This window comes from Saccharothrix sp. S26, from assembly GCF_021390395.1.
Classification (GTDB): Bacteria; Actinomycetota; Actinomycetes; order Mycobacteriales; family Pseudonocardiaceae; genus Actinosynnema.
Window position 1 is genome coordinate 325,235 of sequence record NZ_JAJUWT010000006.1, and the last position, 17,542, is coordinate 342,776.

Genomic DNA, 17,542 nt, shown 5'->3' on the forward strand with positions numbered 1-17,542 from the left:
TGTCGTAGCCTGGGGGCATGCAGTCGCCCGCGTCGCTGGACAGCACGCCGGATCGGTCCCATTCGTGCCACGGCTACCAGCGGCAGGTCGAGTTCGAGGCCGAGGCGCGGGAGTTCCTGACGCGAGGGCTCGTCGAGGGGCAACGCGTCCTGTACGTGGCTCCCGGCGACTCCGGCGACTTCACCCGCCGGCTGGGGATGGATGGGGTGTTCGAGGAGGGTGCCCGACGGGGCGCCGTGCAGGTCGCCTCGCTGGACGAGACCTACTCCTCCGGCGCGGTCGTCGACCCCGAGCAGCAGGTGCGGGCCTACGCCGCGGCGACCGAGCAGGCGCTGGCCGCGGGGTTCACCGGCCTGCGGGTGGCCGCCGACGCCACCCCGCTGGTGCGCACCCCCGCCCAGCTCGACGCCTTCGCCCGCTACGAGCACCTGGTGGACCGCTACATGGCCGCGCACCCCATGTCGGCGATGTGCGCCTACGACCGGACCGAGCTCGGTGACGGAGCCGTCGCGCAGCTCGCCTGCCTGCACCCCCGGTCCAGCACCGGCGCCACGCCGTTCCACCTGCACGCCCACGCGCCGGACTGGGCGTCCGCCGCGTTGGACGGCGAGCTGGACCTGGAGTCCCGCCCGCTGTGGTCGGTGGCGCTGGAGCGTGCCGACCTGCCGGTCGCGGACGGCGAGATCGTGATAGACGCGACCGGACTGGCCTTCGTCGACCACCGCGGCCTGCTCGCCCTGGCCGACCACGCCGAACGGCGCGGGGTCACCGTGGTGCTGCGGACACCGCTGCCCCACCTTTCACACGTCCTGCAGCTGTTGGACGTGACCGGTATCCGCGTGGAGCAGGTGCGATGAGAACCGACACGGACACCGGCAGGCGGGGCTACGACCACGCCGCCGCCTACTACACCTCCGACGAGGACCTGATGGCGGTCGCCCTGCCGTTCCTGCTGGGCGGGCTGGAGGCGGGCGAGCCGACCGTGGTGTCGCTGGCGCCGGAGCGCTCGGAGCTGGTCCGCCGGGCGCTGCCCCGCTCCGCCGAGGCGGTCTTCACCGTCACCGACGACCTCTACGCCCGGCCCGCCGCCGCGATCAAGTCCTACCGGGAGATGATGGCCGGGTTCGTGGCCGACGGCGCGCGCGGCATCCGCATCCTCGGCGAGATCCCGCCGGTCGGGCTGAGCAGGTCGTGGGACTGGTGGGCCCGCTACGAGTCGGCGGTCAACCACGCCTACGACGAGTTCCCGCTGCGCAGCATGTGCGCCTACGACACCCGCACCACCCCGCGCCACGTCCTCGACGACGTCGCGGCCACCCACCCCTTCGTCGCCGCCCCCGACGGCGCGCACCTGATCGGCGAGCGCTACGTCGAGCCACCCGACTTCCTCGCCGACCCCCGACCGATGACGCCTTACCCGATCGAGCGCACGCCGCCCCTGGTCGAGTTGACCGATCCCGCGCCCGCCGCCGCCCGCCGGGCGGTCGTGCAGGCCAACAGGGCCAGCCTGTCGGCGCAGGAGATCGGGAACCTGGTGCTGGCGGTCAGCGAGATCGTCACCAACGCCGCCCGCCACGGCCGCCCACCGGTCCTGTTCCGGGTCTGGTCGGACACCGACCACGTGGTCGTCACCATCCACGACACCGGCGCCGGCCCCACCGACCCCTTCGCCGGACTGCTCCCCGCCCCCGACCGCGAGAGCGGCGGCCTGGGCCTGTGGCTGACCCACCAGATCTGCCACCACGTCGCCCTGCACCGCGACAAGCACGGCTTCACCGTCCGCCTCACCGCGGGCGACCCCCACCACACCGCCCCGCACCTCCACACCACGTCCTGACAACGCCCTCCCCGGGCTCCCCCTGCGCACAAGGGGGTCGACACCCCGGACCGGGTTCCCGGTGCGGGTGTGGCAGCGGGGCAAGCCATCCGCCACGCGGCACAGCATGAGGCGCTACCCGCGTCGGTGTCGGAGACGTTCGGCGACGCGGACCGGTTCGCCGACATCGCCGCCCACAGTCCTGACGTTCTCGACGACGATCTGCTGGGCTGGCTCACCCGCGCCATCTTCGACGAACAGTCCCGGCGACGCGCCGAGGGAGAACCCGACACCACCAGCGTCACCTTGCCTGACTGGGCCGTCGAACAACTCACCGAGCTGCTCGCCACCGACCACGACGGCGCACCTGTCCGACCAGAGGAGGACCGACATCGCCGTGAGGACGTCGCCCGCTCCAGGGCGTCCTCGCTGCCGGTGAGGACCTCGTGGAACAACACGCGGGCGCGGTCGAGGTTTCCGGTGAGGCGCAACGCCTCGGCGAGGTTGTTCGCCGAGACGAGCGTGTCTGGTGGTGCGGTCCCAGCAACGTGACGCGCGTGCGGTAGGTGGCCTCGTGCGGCACCATGGCGTCCGCGACGCGGCTGTGGTCGAGGAAAGGCTCCGCGAGGTTGTTCATCGCGTGCAGGGTCTCCGGGTGCGTCAGGCCCGCGGACCGCGTGTAGTTGCCCACCGTTGCTCACCGCGCGTCGGAACAGCTGCTGCGCCTCGGCATACTGCCCGCGCCGTCGGGGTAGAGCCCGACCTCGTTGTTCAGGAGGTCGATGCCCACCATGCGTGGGTCGGCCGCGTCGGCGTGGTCGAGGCAGGCGAGCGCGTGTGGAAGCTGGGAGGCCCACGTAGGCCAGGTCTCCGCGTCGGCGCTGTCGGGCGGCAGCGCGGCGGCGATGGTGGCTGCGGCGACGTCGATCCACCGTTGTTCGCCCCAGCCCGCCGAGCGGTCCCGCGGCGGGGCGAGGGCCACGACGGCCCGGACGACGCGTCGCCGGCGCGGCGCGTGCCGGATGCGGTCGCGGATGATGTCGCCGACCAAGGCGTGCATCCGCAGGAGCCTTCGGCCGTCGAGTAGGTGCGCTTGGGGGCGATGGAGCCCGGTTGGCTCACGGTCGGCTGCCCGACCGGCCCGAGGACGGACCGGTCGTGCTCTGCTCCGCGCCGGCCGTCCCCGAAGCGGTGGAACGCGACGGCCGCCTCTCCTCCACCGTGCGCGACTTCCTGCTGACCCTGCTCGGCAAGGGTTGAGCGCAGAACAGGTGCGAGCGCGAAGATCACAATGTCAGGGGTGCGCGTCCTGCCCGGGGAGAGACGGACAGGACGCGCACCGGTCGGGCGACGCACCTCGGACGTTGCCCTGGCCATGCGTCACCGGCGGGCGGCCACCCCGGTGACGACCTGGTGGGCGACGTGTTCGCGTTCGCGCTTGCGCAGCTTCCGGGCGGGTCCGGTGAGCCGCACCTCGGTGGTGGCGGGGAGGTCTTCGCTCGACCGCCCTGCGGCCAGGGCGATCACGCCGGGTTCGACGACGAGGTGGCCGTCGAGACCGGTGTAGGCGAAGTGCTCGGCGTGCACGCGGAAGACGACGGTGGCGTGTTCCCCGGCGGCGAGGTCGACGGCGGCGAAGGCGAGCAGGGCGCGGACCGGGCGGGCGACTTGGGCCACGGGGTCGGTGGCGTAGAGCTGCACGACCTCGGTGCCTGCCCGGCCGCCGGTGTTGGAGACCTCGACGGACACCTCGAACTCCTCGTCGCACCCGACGTGCTCCCGGTCGACGCGCAGGTCCCTGATGTCGAACGTGGTGTAGGACAGGCCGTGGCCGAAGGGGAAGGTCGGGGTCGGGTCCAGGTTGGACAGTGCCGATTGCTTGCCGCCCAGGGGCGCGTGCAGGTAGGTGTGCGGCTGCCCGCCGGGGGAGGAGCCGATCTGCACGGGGAGCTTGCCGCGGAAGTTCACCTGCCCGGCGAGCAGGCTTGCGGCCGCGCGGCCGCCTTCCTCTCCCGGCAGGAACGTCTGGACGATCGCGGCGGCGCGGTCGTGGAACCGTCCGACGGCGTAGGGGCGGCCGCTGCACACCAGCAGCACGGTCGGCGTGCCGGTGGCGAGGACCGCGTCGACCAGCGCTTCCTGGACGCCGGGCAGGCGCAGGTCTTCGACGTCGCAGCCCTCGCCCGACGTTCCGACGCCGAACATGCCGGGCAGGTCGCCGACGGCCAGCAGCACGATGTCGGCCGCGTGAGCGAGAGCGACGGCCTCCTGGATGCCGGAGGTGTCGGGTTCGCGGACCGGGCAGCCCTGCGTGTAGTCGAAGGAGGCATCCGGCAGTTCCGCGACGAGGGCCTCGCGGAAGGTCGGGGCGTCGACACCCAGACCCAGCTCCGGGCGGTCGGACAGGACGTGGTTGGGGAACGAGTAGCAGCCGAACATCGACCTGGCCTCGTCCGCGCACGGCCCGATGACCGCGACCCGACCGCTGCCGGACAGCGGCAGCACCCCGTTGTTGGCCAGCAGCACGGTGCTCGCCTGTCCGACGCGGCGGGCCAGTGCCCGTGAGGCGGGTTTGTCCAGGTCCAGGCCGCCTCGGCGCAGGCCGGGCGGTTCCGGGCTCCAGTCGGGGTCGAGCAGGCCGGCGGTGATCTTCTGGCGCAGGACTCGGCGTACCGAGCGGTCGATTACGGTTTCGTCGACGTCTCCGCGTGTGACGGCGTCGACCAGGCGTGTGCCGAACCCGCGCTGATCAGGCAGTTCGACATCCATGCCCGCCGTGAGGGCGCGCACGCCCGCGTCGCCGTCGTCGGTGGCGACCCGGTGGGAGGTGACCAGGAAGGGGATGGACCAGTAGTCGGAGACCACGGTTCCCTCGAAGCCCCAGGTGTCGCGCAGGACGGTGGTGAGCAGCCAGTGGCTGGCGGCCGGCGCGTCCCCGTCGAGGTCGGCGTAGCTGTTCATCACCGATCCGACACCCTCCGCGACCGCCCGTTCGAACGGGCGCAGGATGACGTCGAACAGCTCGCGGCGTCCCATGTGGACCGGCGCGTGGTTGCGTCCGCCGACGGAGGCGGAGTACCCGGCCAAGTGCTTGAGCGTCGCGACCACGCCAGCGGACTGGATGCCGCGCACGTAGGCGGCGCCCATCTCGCCGACCAGGTACGGGTCTTCGCCGAACGTCTCCTCGCAGCGCCCCCAGCGGTGATCGCGGATCACGTCCACCACCGGCGCGAGGCCCTGGTGCACACCCGCTTCGGCCAGGTCGGCGCCGATGGCGGCCCCGACTTCGCCGATCAGCGCCGGGTCGAACGTCGCCGCCATGCCCAGGGGGGTGGGGTAGATCGTCGCGCCGAAGGCGGTGACGCCGGTCAGGCACTCGTCGTGGCCCATCGCGGGGATGCCCAGGCGGCTCTGGGTGATGACCTGCCGCTGGCGGCGGGCGTAGTGGCGGGCGTGGTCGAGCGCGTCGCGCGGCACGGTGCCGTAGGGGCGGGTGAGCTGGCCGATGCCGTGCCGGGCGGTCTCGTCCAGCGGGCCGACGATACCCAGCACGCTGGTGCCGGGCGCCACCTCGGGCCCGGCGGGCTCGACGTCCTCCCACGCGCTGCCGAGCTGGGCGACCTTCTCCGGAAGTGTCAGCTCGGCCAGCAGCGCCTCGACCCGTTCACCCACCGTCCTGGTGGTGTCGCGCCACACTGGCGTGTCCGTCCCGTCGCGCGGCGTCGACGTGGTCTGGGCAGAACTCATCGGGTGTCATCCTTCGAGCGGGTAAGGGGGTGGGCCGCGGTCACTTGGTGAAGCCTGCGGTGAGGCCGGCGACGAGCTGGCGGCGGCCGATCATGAACAGGGCGAGGACCGGCAGGGTGGACAGCACGACTGCGGCCATGGTGGCGGGGACGTTGATGCCGAACTGGCCGCGGAACGCGGTCAACGCCAGCGGGAGCACAGCCCGGTCCGGGTTCTGGGTGAGGATCAGGGGGAACAGGAACCCGTTCCACACCTGCAGTCCGCTGTAGACGGCGACGGTGGTCAGGGCGGGGCGGGTCAGGGGCAGCACGAGGGACCACAGGATGCGCCACTCGCCCGCGCCGTCGATGTCCATGGCCTCGTAGAGCGAGCGGGGCACGTCGCGCAGGAACCCGACGAGCACCAGCACCGCCACGGGGATGGCGAATGCCGCCGAGGGCAGCACGATCGCGAGCAGGCTGTCGTAGAGGTGCAGCTCGATGATGAGCAGGTACACCGGGATGATCACCGCCTGCAACGGGATCGCCAGTCCCAGCAGGAACAACCGGAAGAACCACCTCGACGACCGGCTGTTGAACCGGACCACGACGTAGGAGGCCATGAGCGCCGCGGCCAAGGTCAGCGCCACCGCCGCGACGGTCACGATGACGCTGTTGAGCAGGTAGGTGGGGAAGCCCGACGACCACACCAGCCCGTAGTTGTCCAGCGTGGGGTCCGAGGGCGGTGTGAGCGGCGACGTGGTGAAGAAGTCCGCCTGGTCGCGGAGGCTGGTGATGACGATCCAGTACAGCGGCACCACCACCAGCGCCGTCCAGAACAGCGACGACGCGCCGACGACGACGTGCCGGGCCGTCCGCGTCGCCGGGTGCGTCCAACCGCGCCGACCGCCGCCGGCCGCTTGGCCGAGTACGACCCGGGACGGGGGAGTGGTCCGGCTGGTCGTCGTGGTCATGTCAGCCCTTCCTGCTGGCTGTCCATCGCGGTGAACCGCGACAGGCGGGTGATGAGCAGCGACAGCACCAGGCCGAAGACCACCAGCGTCGTGGCGAGCACGCTGGCGCGGCCCATGTCGTGCGACTGGAACCCGGTGATGTACATGGCCAGCGGCAGCACCCTGGTCGCGGTGCCCGGCCCGCCGGTGCCACCGGAGAGGACGAAGATCAGGTCGAAGTAGGTCAGCGACCCGATCAGCATCAGCGTGCTGGACGTGATCAGCGTGTAGCGCAGCTGCGGCAGGGTGATCACGAGGAACCGCTGGACCCGGGACGCGCCGTCGATGGCCGCCGCCTCGTACAGCGCGGCGGGGATCTGCCGCACCCCGGCCTGGTACAGCAGCGCGTGGAACGGGATGAACTGCCACGCGATCACGAAGATGACGGTGTAGAGGGCCAGGTCCGGCGAGCCCAGCAGCGGCTCGGCGAGGAACCCGAGACCCGGCACGGAGCCGAGGCCGAACGACGGGTCCAGCAGAGCCTGCCACGCCAGGCCGATGGCCACGGCGGAGAGGACGAGCGGCAGGAACCACAGCACGGCGAGGACGGCCCGCCACCGGGCGGCGGGCGCCTGGAACACGCCGAGCGCCAGCGAGATCGGGGTCTGCACCACCCAGCTGATGACCATGACCTTCACCGTCAGCCACAGCGCGTCCCAGGTCGCGGCGTCGGTGAAGACCGCGGTCCAGTTGTCCGCGCCGGACCAGCTGATGGTGCCTAGGCCGTCCCAGTCGGCGAAGCCCAGGACGAGCACGCCGCCCAGCGGCAAGACCCCGAACAGGCCGAACAGCAGCAGGGCGGGAGCCGCCATGACGGCGCCGCTGACGCGACGCCGCCGGGCGGTCCGACCCGCGTGAGGGGTCGCGGTCATGAACCTGCGACCTTGCTCATCTCCTGCCCGAACCGCTCGGGTTCGAGCTGCCCGAGGAAGACCTTGTCGATGTTGGTCAACAGCGGGTCGGCCGAGGTCGAGGGCAGCGCCTGGTCCCAGGACAGCTGGAACGTGGGCGCCTCGTTCACCAGGTCGTACACGAACCACATCCAGTCCTTGTCCGGCGAGGTCGAGTCCTGGAGGGTGCGCTCCAGGTCCATGACCGGGGGCACGGTGCCGGAGTCGAGGAACTTCGCGACCTGGTCGGTGTTGAGGACGTACTTCGACAGGTACTCCGCGGCGGCGGCCTGCTTCTCGGTGGAACTCGCGGCGTTGACCGACAGGAAGTTCGACGGGTTGCCGACGATCGCCTTCTCCTCGCCCGCGCCGCCCGGGACGGTCGGGAAGGTGGTGTAGCCGAGGTCGGACTTCACGAAGTCCGGGGCGGCCTTGGCGAAGTTGGCGTACTCCCAGGTACCCATGAGCTCCATGGCCGCTTTGCCGGTGTAGACCAGCGCGGTCGACGCCCCTTGGTCGTAGGTGAGCGAGGACGCGCTGTCGCCGAAGGCGCCGGCGTCGACCAGCTCGCGCAGCAGCTTGTTGGCCTCGGTCACCGCGGGCTTGGTCCAGGCGGTGCTGTCGCCCGCCTCGACGGCGGAGAACAGGTCGGCGCCGCCGACGCGGTCGAGCAGGTACTCCTCCCACATCAGGGTCGGCCACTTGCTGCCCGCGGCGAGCGAGATCGGCGTGATCCCCTTGCCCTTCAGCGTGCCGACTGCGGCGAGCAGGTCGTCCCAGGTCTTCGGCGGCTGCAGGCCGGCGTCGGCCAGGACCTTCTTGTTGTAGTAGAGGACCACCGGTGCGAGGCCGTTGCACGGAACGCCGTAAAGCTTGCCGTCGAACGTGGCCGTCTTGAGCACGCTGGGGGTGAACCGGTCGGCGTCCACGGCGGTGGGCACCTCGGCGACCTTCCCGGCCTTGACGTAATCGCGCAGGCCGCCGCCGCCCCAGTTGAAGAAGAGGTCGGGTGCCTGGCCCGCGCCGAACGCGACGCGGATCTTCTGCTTGTAGTCGTCGTTGGCGTAGAGCTGCAGGTCGATCTTCGCGTCCGGGTGGTCGGTGTTGTAGGCGTCGACCGATGCCTTGAGCACCGTCTGGTCGTTGAGCGCCCACATGGTGAGCGCAGCCGTCCCGGCCGCCGGCTCGCCGCCCGGGCCGGCGGTACCGCAGGCGGCGAGCACGACACCGGCCGCGGCGACCGCCGTGGCGGCCAGGAACCGCCGCCTGGCGATCCCGGACAAGGGTGAAACGGACATGCGTGAACTCCCTTGTTATCGCAATCCTGATCTCATTCGCCCGCGAGAGCCGCGGAGCGGAAATTTTCGTGACCGTCGTGGCGTCACGCCCGGTCGTTGTCGCAGACAGTGCCCCTGTCGCTGCTCGTGGGCAAGCGCTGAGAGGCATCGGTTGCGAAAGACTTTCGGAGGGCTTCTTCCGTCGTCCCGAACCGGCGGATATCGTCCGGTGACGGCGCGCGGCAGGACGTGCGGCGGTCGGAGCGGACCGCACCGGTGGAGGAAGGTCGTGGGAGGTCTCGCCGCCAACGGTGGCAAGTACGGCGTGCTCAGCGTGGTGGCACGCGAAGCGGGGGTGTCCGCGGCGACGGTGTCGAAGGTCGTCCACCGCCGTCGCGACGTCGGCGAGCGCACCCGGGCCAAGGTCGAGGCGTTGCTCGCCGAGCACGGCTACGTGCGGCCGGGAGAAGCCGAAGGGCGTCCGCCGCAGATCCTCGCGGTGTTCCGCGACCTCGTCGGCCCGTACACGTTGGAGGTGGCCCGCGGGATCGTCGACGCCGCCGCCGGGTTCGGGGCCGGCGCCACGTTGGGGACGACCGTGGCCCGGTCGATGTCGGCGTGGTTGGACGAGTGCCAGAAGATGGGCGCGGCGGGTCTGGTGATCGTGATCTCGATGCTCACCGAGCACGACCAGCGGCGCGTCCTCGACCAGGGCCTGCCGGTCGTCCTCATCGACCCGCTCAGCCCGCCGGAGTCGGAGATCCCGAGCATCGGCGTCACGAACTGGAGCGGCGCCCGCGACGCCGTCGCCCACGTGGTGGGTCTCGGGCACCGGCGGATCGGCATGCTCGCCGGGCGGCCGCACTCGCTGGCGGGCAGCGCCCGCCTGCACGGGTACCGGGCCGCGCTCGACGAGGCCGGGATCGCCTACGACCCCCTCCTGGTCCGCGCGACGGACTTCGACTACGACGAGGCCGTGGTCGCTTGCGTGGACCTGCTGGGCACGACCGACCCGCCGACCGCGGTCTTCGCGGCCAGCGACGCCCAGGCGTTGGGCGTGCTGGAGGCGGCCCGCCGGTGCGGTCGGCTGGTGCCCGGTGATCTCTCCGTGGTGTCGTTCGACGACACGTCGGTCGCGGCGATGGCCGCGCCACCCCTGACTGCCGTGCGTCAGCCGTTCGCGGAGATGGGCTTCGAGGCCACCCGCATCCTGCTCCAGCTCGCCAACGGCATCAGCCCCGCCTCACAACGGGTGGAACTCGCCACCACGCTCGTCGTCCGCGACTCCACCGCAGCGCTCTCGACCACGGTGTGAACCGTCCTACCCGGACCTGTCCGGGTAGGACGGTTCACGCGGATGGGCTACCCGCGGCTCCACGTCTGGTTCGCGCCGCCCGTCGCCGTCCACAGCTGGACCGGTGATCCGTTGGCCGTGCCGAAGGCGGTCACGTCGAGGACCAGGCCGTTGGCGCGGTTGGCGATCGTGCCGTCGAGCCGGAACGACCACTGCTGGCTCGTCCTGCCGTTGCACGGCCACAGGATCACCCGCGTGCCGGGTGTGGTGCGGTCGGCCTCGGCGGCCAGACAGCCGCTGCCCACCCGCAGCTCACCGGCCGGGGTCGCGGTGACGCGCTGGTTGGCGTTGCCGACGCAGTCGTAGACCTGGACCGGCACCCCGGTCGCGCCGTCGGGCACGTCCAGGCAGCGCCCGGACTGCGTGCCGCGCAGCGCGAACACCGACGCGGGGGCGGGCTCGGTGACGACCTGCCACTCCTGTGCGTCGTCGGCAGCGGCGTCGAGGGCCCTGGCCAGGGTGACGGGCCCGCCCGGTGTCCCGGCGGTGGCGTACAGCCCCGGGTCGCGGACCGACCGCAGCTTGTAGTGGCCGTCCGCGGCCGGCTGCAACGTCCAGAGCTTGTCCGACGCACCGTCGTCGACCCACTGGGCGAGCCGCGTGCCGGCGGCCGCGGTACCGCCCCAGATCGCGAGCGCCCGCCCGCCGCCCTTGTTCAACAGGGTGATGCCGGAGCCCTTGGTGGTGAGGTGCCACCGCTGCGTGGCCTGCGTCGCGCTGCGCGGGGCCAGCACGACGTCGGGAGCGTCCCCGGTCAGGTTCGCGTCCTGCGTCTTGCCGGCTTCGGTGGCGAGGACCTGCCCGGTCGCCCGGTTCACCACCAGCGCGTAGTCGCCCGCGGACCGTCCGAGGTCCACGTCGGCGTGGAGGACCGGGCCGGTCGAGCCGCCCGCCCACGCCGCCTGGAGGATGAGCACCCGGTCGGTGCCGGCGACGTGTTGCAGTGCGCGGCTGTAGCCGGGGGGCATCGGCGTGCGGTACTCCTTCCACTGCCCGTCGGAGCGACCCGACTCGTTCACCCAGACCGAGCCGCTGCCCGCCGCGTTGTACAGGATGCGTCCGTCGGGCATCGAGGTGAGCACCGGGCTGCCACCGCGCGACAGGGCCCACTGCCCGGCGGGCACGGGCAGCGCGGAGATGTTCGCGCCGCCGGCGCCACCGGTGGCGAAGAAGCGCAGAGGGTCGTCGGCGAGCTTGTAACGGACGTTGTCGCCGCCCCCGAAGTACTCGAAGGTGAGCAGCCACTTGCCGTCGGTCGTCGGCGCCACCGTCGTCATCCCCGGCCGGCCGCCGCCGATCTGCCGCTTGCCGTTGCCGCGGTCCACGACCGTGCCCGCCACGTCCACGACGGGGGCGCTCCACGCCGCCGACGTCCCGTCCCAGGTGCGGTGGGCCAGGACCTGGCCGTGCGAGTCCGGCGCGGTGGCGTTGTCCGGGTCGGGGATCAGCACGCCGGTGGCCGGGTCGTGACCGAGGTAGTCGTTCTCGTCGGAGTAGTAGGCGACCAGCTTGCCCTGGTGGGCGATGAGGTGGGGCTCCCAGACCGGGTCGACCTGCCGGTAGGTGTTCGCGGCGGACGTGCGACCGACCGCGCCCGCGCTGCCGCCCTGCCACCCGCCGGCGGCGACGACGTTCCGGAACGCCCAGGACGCGCCCTGGTCGGTGCTGGAGTACAGGGCGATGGCCACGTCCGCGCGGTCGCCGTCGCCCGACGGCGCCCAAGCCGGGTTCGCCGCCTTCTGCTCCCGGTAGTAGGCGTCGTCACCGGAGACGACACTGGCGAGCAGCAGCGTGCCGGCCTTGAGCGCACCCACGTCGTGCGGCAGCACGTACAGGTAGGGGTTCGTCCAGTTGCTGGTGTACTTGGCCACCTGGGGATCGGTCGACGCGTAGGCGGGCGCCTTGACGTCGGCCAGTTTCTGCCAGGTCGTGCCGGAATCGTCGCTGCGGTAGACCGGCAACGTCTGCCCGACCACGGCGGACTGGCTGTTCTCGAAGGACCCGACCAGCCTTCCACCGGGGAGTTGGGCCGCCTTCGGGTAGAGCACACACGGCCGCTTGTTGCACGTGTCGGGATTCTGCGCCGTGAAAAGTGCCGACGGCACCGGCTGGTACGCCGCCGCCGAAGGTGCCCCCGTCACCGCCAAACCCGCCGCCACGGCAACCGCGGCGAGTCGTTTTCCTGCGATTCGTCGCATCGTGCGAAGCTCCTCACTGAGCTGATTTGCTGTGGGGAGTCAAGCACGTGGAACGTGCGGCGCAACGGCTTGCGTAAGACTTTCGCGTAGGCTGTTCGCGGTGGTCGGGGGCGTGGTGTAATCGGTTTTCCACCGACGCCGCCGGGCGCGACGGGGACATGATCGGAAAAGGTCGCACCCGGCCGCGGATCAGGAAGAGATCGCGTACAGACGATGACCGCTCTAGATCAGCGTCGTGGTCCGGCTACCACCGTGGTAGGTCAGCGCGGCGACGCCGAAGGAATCGATGCTGCCGGGGATCCCGCCCGTCGGGTCGGAGACCACCCACGGGTTCGAGCCGTTGTTGAACCCGCTCAACGCCCGCCCGGGCGGGGCGTCGGCCGCGCCGTACGCGATCAGGGCCGTGCTGGAACTGGCCTGTAGGTGCACGTCGTAGGTCTCGAAGTAGTCCGGAACGGCGGGCGGCGCGCTCAGGGTGAAGGCTCCGCCGATCGCGCCGCCGGCCGAGCCGACCACGGCCGTGTCCGTGCCGTTCGGCGAGGTGGTGGTCCAGCTCGCGAAGGTCCGCACGGGCGTCACCGCGAGATCGAGGGTTGCTGACGGCCGCCCCGGCGGCGACCTGGACGGTGCCGCCCCACGCGCCGTGCCCACCCGCGGCCATCAGCAGGTCCTTCCTGCCGTCGGCCGCTGCTCGCTGCCAGAACAGCCGGGCCTGGCCGTCCGGAGTCAGCGCCAGGGCGGGGTGGGTGTCGCTGAAGATCGGCACCAGCGGTGTGGGCAGCTGCGGCGCGTCCCAGCGCGGGATGTGCGGCACACCCGGGTCGGGGCTGTTGCCGTGCATGGTGGTGCTCTGCCAGAGCTGGTAGAAGCCGGTGGCGGCGTGGTACTACGGCCACACCGCGTGGTAACCGCCGCCGTGCGCGACGATGCTTCCCCGACCGTCCAGTCCGGCGCCCGGGTCGAGCCGGGTCAGCGGCTGGTGGAGGGTGATCGTGCCGCCGAAGGAGCGCCGGAGGACCCGGAGCTCCCGCGCCCCGCCTGCCTGGTGCGTGATGTGGAGCAGGTAGACGCCGGTGCTGTCGGCCGCCACGTCGACGACCTCGCCGTGCAGCCCGGTCGAAGCGGAGGTCCAGCTCGCGCCGGAGCCCTCGAAGTAGGTGATCTCGTCGCCGCAGGCGGTGCTGTGGGTGTACGAGGCGAAACCGCGGACCTTGTCGTCACCGCCGAGGGCGGCGCCGACCTTCCCGGCGTGGAGCTGACCGTCGGCGCACGCGGTGAGCACGGAGGCGATGTCCCGGGCTTGTGCGGGCGTGGCCGTCGCCAGGACCACGGCTAACGCTGTTGACAACGCGACGACGCTTCATGCTGCACCGCTCCTTGCGAAAAAGTATCAGTGGGACGCGGATCACCGCTCGCACTTTATGGTCCGCTCGACCTCCGCCACAAACCTCAAGCGCCGGAGGAAATAGTGGTCGATCGCATATCACTTTTTCGCTGTGGTGCCCGTCACGTCCGATCGGAGCCTTTGGGTAATGTGTCCTCGTCAAGTTATCCACCTTGTCACCCTGGAATTCTCGCGTTACGGTTCTGCTCCACTCGCCGAATGGCAGCTGATGAACGTTGGCGGACCTGTCGTCGGGTCTGCGGTCGAGGGAAATGGTGATTAAGCAGTGAGTGACCCGCGCGACCTCCGCCGCCTGGTGGTCGCCGCCCAGAGCGGTGACGGGAAAGCTCTGGACGAGCTGGTCCGGACGCATCTGCCACTGGTGTACAACCTCGCCGGCCGGGCGCTGAGCAGCGTGGCCGACATCGACGACGTGGTGCAGGAAACCATGCTCCGAGTGGTCGAAGGGCTGGCGGCGCTGCGCCGGCCGGACAGCTTCCGGCGTTGGCTGATCACCATCACCGCGCGCGAGGTCGGCGCGCGGCAGCAGGCGGCGGCACGGCGCACGGTGGCCCTCGACACCGCACCCGAGCCAGTGGCGGACTTCGAAGGGCTGGCGATCCTGCGACTGCGGTTGTCCGGGCAGCGCAGGCAGGTGGCCGAGGCCGCCCGCTGGCTCGACGCGGACCACCGGCTGGTGCTCTCGCTGTGGTGGTTGGAGAACGCGGGGGAGATGCGGCGGGAGGACACGGCCGCCGGCCTCGACACGACCGTCGCCTATGCCGGGGTGCGCGTCCAGCGGATGCTCGACCAGTTGGCGGTGGGCCGGTCGGTGGTCGAAGCCCTCTCCCGCACTCCGACCTGCTCCGCGCTGTCCTCGGTGCTCGCCGGCTGGGACGGCGTGCCCGCGCCGTTGTGGCGCAAGCGGATCGGCAGGCACGTGCGGGACTGCCCCGCCTGCTCCCTGCCGTCGCGCGAGCGCATCCCCGCCGAACGGCTCCTCATCGGCGCCTTGCTGGTTCCCGTCCCCGCCGGGCTCGCCGTCGCGGTCGCCGCCGCGTCGACGACCGAGGGTGCCGCGGGTGTCGCGGTCGCCGCCGAGGGGGCGAAGCACGGCGGATTCCTCCGCGCGCCCCGGTCGACCGCCGCCAAGACCGTGGCAGCGGGCGTGGCGACGGCCTTGGTCGCCGCCGCGGTCGCCTACGCCGCGGTGCCCGACCCTCCGACACCCGCCGCCCAGCAGGCCGACCCGCCGTCCGTCACCACCGTCCTGCCCGGACCGCCGTCCACCACGACGAGCATGACCACGACGATCACCACCACCACCACCACCACCACGGTCACGACCACGGCGGCTACGGTCAGTGCGGCGAGCCCGCTCACGACCGGCTGCCCGTCCGAACACGGACCCGGCGCCCCTTGGGCGAACTGGCCGGTGCCCAACCCGCCCGCCGCCGGACGCCCCAACCCGGCGGCGTACGCCATCCTCGGCGACGGCACCGTGCGTGACCAGGTCACCTGCCTCGTCTGGCAGCGCGGGATCGCACCGACCGTGCTCGACTGGGCCGCCGCCAAGCAGTACTGCGCCGGCCTCACGCTGGCCGGCGGTGGCTGGCGGCTGCCCACCCGCGTGGAGCTGACCTCCATCGCCGACCACAGCCGCGCCCAGCCGGCCATCGACGTGGAGGCCTTCCCCGGCACGCCACCGAGGTTCTTCTGGACCGCGACCCCGTGGGCCATCCACCCCCACATGGCTCTGGCCTGGAGGATGAACTTCTACGAGGGCCTGGCCACCAACGGCGGCCGCCAGGTGGACCTGTACCACGTGCGCTGTGTCCGCTCGGCCACCGGTTCCGGCAGACCGTCCTACCGGATCACCGCGGACCAGGTCACCGACCCCAACACCGGCCTCACCTGGCAGCGCGGCACCTCACCGACCGCCATGACCGCGCAGGAGGCCACCGCGTACTGCGCGGCCCTGGCGATCGGCGGGCACCGGTGGCGCCTGCCCGGCCTGCGCGAGCTGTCCTCCACGGTCGACGACTCCCGGGTGGCCCCGGCGATCGACGTGGCCGCGTTCCCGGACACCGCGAACAAGACCTGGTACTGGACCGCCGACACCGCCGCACCCGACCCGTCGGCCCGCTGGGCGCTCAACTACGACGACGGTTTCACCAACTACCGCAACATCACCACCGGCCGCGCGCGCTGCGTCCGCTGACGCACACCGCCCTCGTCAAGGAGCCATCCGTGAACTTCAAGAGGCCCATCGTGGTGGCCGCCGTCCTCGGCGCGATCACCGCGGTGTCGGTCCCCCTCGCGATCTCGATGTCGGACACGCCGGCCGAGACGCGGAACGCCGGCTCCACCGAGCACGGCGGGCAGCCCTGGCCGCAGGGCGGCAGCGTGCGGCCCTCGGCCACGTGGACGACGTCCTCCGGCGCGGCAGACGGGTCGACCCCTGCGGAGGCGCCGGTGGAGGAGCCCGCCGACCACTCGCCGGGCGAGTCCGGGGACGCCGACGAGTCCATCCCCACCGCCCCGCCCGCCAGGGTCGAGCCGGCCGACGGACGGTCCGGGAGGCCCTCGGTGGCGCCGGAGTGCGGGACCGGGCCGTTCCACGCCGAGGCCGTGCTCGTCGACGGCACCTGGACCACCGGGAACGGTGACCGAACCGTCTACACCGGACCGGACATGCTGGCCGCGATGTACGCCGCGTCGGGCAGCCTCACCAAGGGGCGCACCACCAAGGAGCTGCACCAGGTCGCCACCTGGCTCGTGGAACACCGCCGCGACCTGTGACCGGAGCCGGGCGCCGGCGGCGGTGTGACCGCGGGCTGGGACGGGCGTCGGAGGTGGTCGGTCGAACAGTCGGCCGCCCGGCCGCAGCACGACGGCAGCGGCCTGGGGTCGGTCAGTCGCCGCCCCGACCCGTGCGGTCGTCGGACTCGGTGTGGGCGCGCAGCGCCTGTTCACCCCGGCGCAGCGCGACGGCCAGCCGTTGCGTGGTGACGACCTGCTCGGTGGTCTCCGACAGCGACCCCAACGCCCGGCCCACGTCGTACAGGACCGTGCGCGGGTCGTCATCTCGTCCTCGGCCTCTATCACGTCGAACTCGCCCGCGTCCAGGTCCCAGGGCGTCGGCCAGGATCGCCGCCGCGGGCGGCACTGGTCCCGCCGCCGTTGTAGCCCCAGCCGAACCCGCTGTGCTCCGGCTGCGGCATCTCCCGCAACACGGCCGCCGACTGGCGCTCCGGTGCCGTGCGCCGGCCGCGTTGCGGCCGCACCGTCACCGGTGGGGACGCAGCGCCTGGCGGTGGGCCTCGGCGATCAAGGCCAGTTGGTGCTCGGTGAGCGCGGCGGTGATGCCGTCGTCGTCCTCGGTGCCGGTGATCGCCACGGCGCCGTGCCACCGTCCGGGCGGTGCCCCGAGGGCGGTCAGCATCGCCCAGGCCGGCGGGTTGGGCGGGTACAGCTCGGGCATGGTGGCGGCCACGGCGTCGGAGACGTCGGCGATCTTGGCGCGCATCCCGGCGTCCAGGGCCAGGCCGTTGACCAGCCGCCGGTGCGGGTCCACCGCCGCGGCGACCGCCGCCCACAGCGTCTCCTGGTAGGGGATGCCCCACTCGTCGGGCACGGCACGGCCGTCGGCGGTGCGCGTGAGCAGCCCGCCGGTCGGGGTGATCAGCGCGAACGTCACCCGGTCCGGCCCGTCGGGCGGTGAGGACGCCGGTGGCGGCGGGGCGTCGGTCATCGCGGGCGTCGCGTGCCGGGGCGCGGGCGACGCCGCACGGTGGGTGAGGTGGTGCGCACGATCGGTCACGATAGCGGTGGCGGGCGCCGACGCGTGGGTGGACATGCTCGTGACAACCGGCCCTCCCGGAC

At 72.1% G+C, this 17,542-nt stretch carries 17 protein-coding genes and 1 pseudogene; 7 read left to right on the top strand and 11 right to left on the bottom strand.

The window, feature by feature from the left end; translation table 11 throughout:
• Positions 1-17 precede the first annotated feature (17 nt).
• The 3 genes from LZG04_RS12090 (at position 18) to LZG04_RS12100 (ending at position 2,368) form a co-directional block, all read left to right on the top strand.
• Entirely contained in the window at positions 18-857 is an 840-nt protein-coding gene (locus LZG04_RS12090) for an MEDS domain-containing protein (protein ID WP_233815917.1), read from the top strand.
• Positions 854-1,837: a sensor histidine kinase gene (locus tag LZG04_RS12095; protein WP_233815918.1), complete on the top strand. Its 984-nt coding sequence runs from the start codon at positions 854-856 to the stop codon at positions 1,835-1,837. The genes LZG04_RS12090 and LZG04_RS12095 overlap by 4 nt, the downstream gene beginning before the upstream one ends.
• Positions 1,838-1,963: 126 nt before the next feature.
• Positions 1,964-2,368, top strand: coding sequence for a hypothetical protein (locus LZG04_RS12100; RefSeq protein WP_233815919.1), 405 nt, complete (start codon positions 1,964-1,966; stop codon positions 2,366-2,368).
• On the opposite strand, the pseudogene LZG04_RS42990 reads toward LZG04_RS12100, so the two are convergent.
• Positions 2,284-2,517, bottom strand: a pseudogene (locus LZG04_RS42990) (hypothetical protein); the annotation flags it as partial. The gene LZG04_RS12100 and the pseudogene LZG04_RS42990 sit on opposite strands and share 85 nt — an antisense overlap.
• Complete coding sequence (locus LZG04_RS12105; RefSeq protein ID WP_233815920.1) at positions 2,514-2,876, bottom strand: hypothetical protein; 363 nt, start codon at positions 2,874-2,876, stop codon at positions 2,514-2,516. The gene LZG04_RS12105 and the pseudogene LZG04_RS42990, both read right to left, overlap by 4 nt.
• A 53-nt stretch (positions 2,877-2,929) precedes the next feature.
• On the opposite strand from LZG04_RS12105, the gene LZG04_RS12110 reads away from it, so the two are divergent.
• Positions 2,930-3,076 (top strand): hypothetical protein, encoded by a 147-nt coding sequence (locus tag LZG04_RS12110; RefSeq protein WP_308199053.1) that lies wholly within the window; start codon positions 2,930-2,932, stop codon positions 3,074-3,076.
• Positions 3,077-3,196: 120 nt separating this feature from the next.
• On the opposite strand, the gene LZG04_RS12115 is transcribed toward LZG04_RS12110, so the two are convergent.
• The 4 genes from LZG04_RS12115 to LZG04_RS12130 are packed head-to-tail and all read right to left on the bottom strand — an operon-like array spanning position 3,197 to position 8,742.
• Complete coding sequence (locus LZG04_RS12115) at positions 3,197-5,563, bottom strand: glycoside hydrolase family 3 N-terminal domain-containing protein (RefSeq protein WP_233815921.1); 2,367 nt, start codon at positions 5,561-5,563, stop codon at positions 3,197-3,199.
• Positions 5,564-5,603: 40 nt separating this feature from the next.
• Positions 5,604-6,515: a carbohydrate ABC transporter permease gene (locus LZG04_RS12120; protein ID WP_233815922.1), complete on the bottom strand. Its 912-nt coding sequence runs from the start codon at positions 6,513-6,515 to the stop codon at positions 5,604-5,606.
• The gene (locus LZG04_RS12125; RefSeq protein ID WP_233815923.1) at positions 6,512-7,426 is read right to left on the bottom strand and encodes a carbohydrate ABC transporter permease; all 915 of its coding nucleotides are present in this window, start codon (positions 7,424-7,426) and stop codon (positions 6,512-6,514) included. Before LZG04_RS12125 ends, LZG04_RS12120 begins: the two co-directional genes overlap by 4 nt.
• Positions 7,423-8,742, bottom strand: a complete 1,320-nt coding sequence (locus LZG04_RS12130) for an extracellular solute-binding protein (protein ID WP_233815924.1) — start codon at positions 8,740-8,742, stop codon at positions 7,423-7,425. Before LZG04_RS12130 ends, LZG04_RS12125 begins: the two co-directional genes overlap by 4 nt.
• 268 nt (positions 8,743-9,010) lie before the next feature.
• Here LZG04_RS12130 and LZG04_RS12135 point away from each other — a divergent pair, with 268 nt between their 5' ends.
• On the top strand, positions 9,011-10,036 hold the full coding sequence (locus LZG04_RS12135; protein WP_233815925.1) for a LacI family DNA-binding transcriptional regulator: 1,026 nt from the start codon (positions 9,011-9,013) through the stop codon (positions 10,034-10,036).
• A gap of 47 nt (positions 10,037-10,083) precedes the next feature.
• On the opposite strand, the gene LZG04_RS42460 is transcribed toward LZG04_RS12135, so the two are convergent.
• The 3 genes from LZG04_RS42460 to LZG04_RS12150 all read right to left on the bottom strand — a co-directional run bounded on the left by LZG04_RS42460 (position 10,084) and on the right by LZG04_RS12150 (position 13,621).
• On the bottom strand, positions 10,084-12,123 hold the full coding sequence (locus LZG04_RS42460; protein ID WP_233815926.1) for an RICIN domain-containing protein: 2,040 nt from the start codon (positions 12,121-12,123) through the stop codon (positions 10,084-10,086).
• A 372-nt stretch (positions 12,124-12,495) separates the two neighbouring features.
• Positions 12,496-12,843: a hypothetical protein gene (locus LZG04_RS12145; RefSeq protein WP_233815927.1), complete on the bottom strand. Its 348-nt coding sequence runs from the start codon at positions 12,841-12,843 to the stop codon at positions 12,496-12,498.
• Positions 12,844-13,159: 316 nt separating this feature from the next.
• Complete coding sequence (locus LZG04_RS12150) at positions 13,160-13,621, bottom strand: hypothetical protein (RefSeq protein WP_233815928.1); 462 nt, start codon at positions 13,619-13,621, stop codon at positions 13,160-13,162.
• A 322-nt stretch (positions 13,622-13,943) separates the two neighbouring features.
• On the opposite strand from LZG04_RS12150, the gene LZG04_RS12155 reads away from it, so the two are divergent.
• Complete coding sequence (locus tag LZG04_RS12155; protein WP_233815929.1) at positions 13,944-15,878, top strand: sigma-70 family RNA polymerase sigma factor; 1,935 nt, start codon at positions 13,944-13,946, stop codon at positions 15,876-15,878.
• A gap of 29 nt (positions 15,879-15,907) precedes the next feature.
• Positions 15,908-16,459, top strand: coding sequence for a hypothetical protein (locus LZG04_RS12160; RefSeq protein WP_233815930.1), 552 nt, complete (start codon positions 15,908-15,910; stop codon positions 16,457-16,459).
• Between the two features lie 112 nt (positions 16,460-16,571).
• On the opposite strand, the gene LZG04_RS12165 is transcribed toward LZG04_RS12160, so the two are convergent.
• Together LZG04_RS12165 and LZG04_RS12170 are read right to left on the bottom strand one after the other, a co-directional pair.
• Positions 16,572-16,715, bottom strand: coding sequence for a hypothetical protein (locus LZG04_RS12165; protein ID WP_233815931.1), 144 nt, complete (start codon positions 16,713-16,715; stop codon positions 16,572-16,574).
• Between the two features lie 231 nt (positions 16,716-16,946).
• Positions 16,947-17,480, bottom strand: a complete 534-nt coding sequence (locus tag LZG04_RS12170) for a hypothetical protein (protein ID WP_233815932.1) — start codon at positions 17,478-17,480, stop codon at positions 16,947-16,949.
• Positions 17,481-17,542 lie beyond the last annotated feature (62 nt).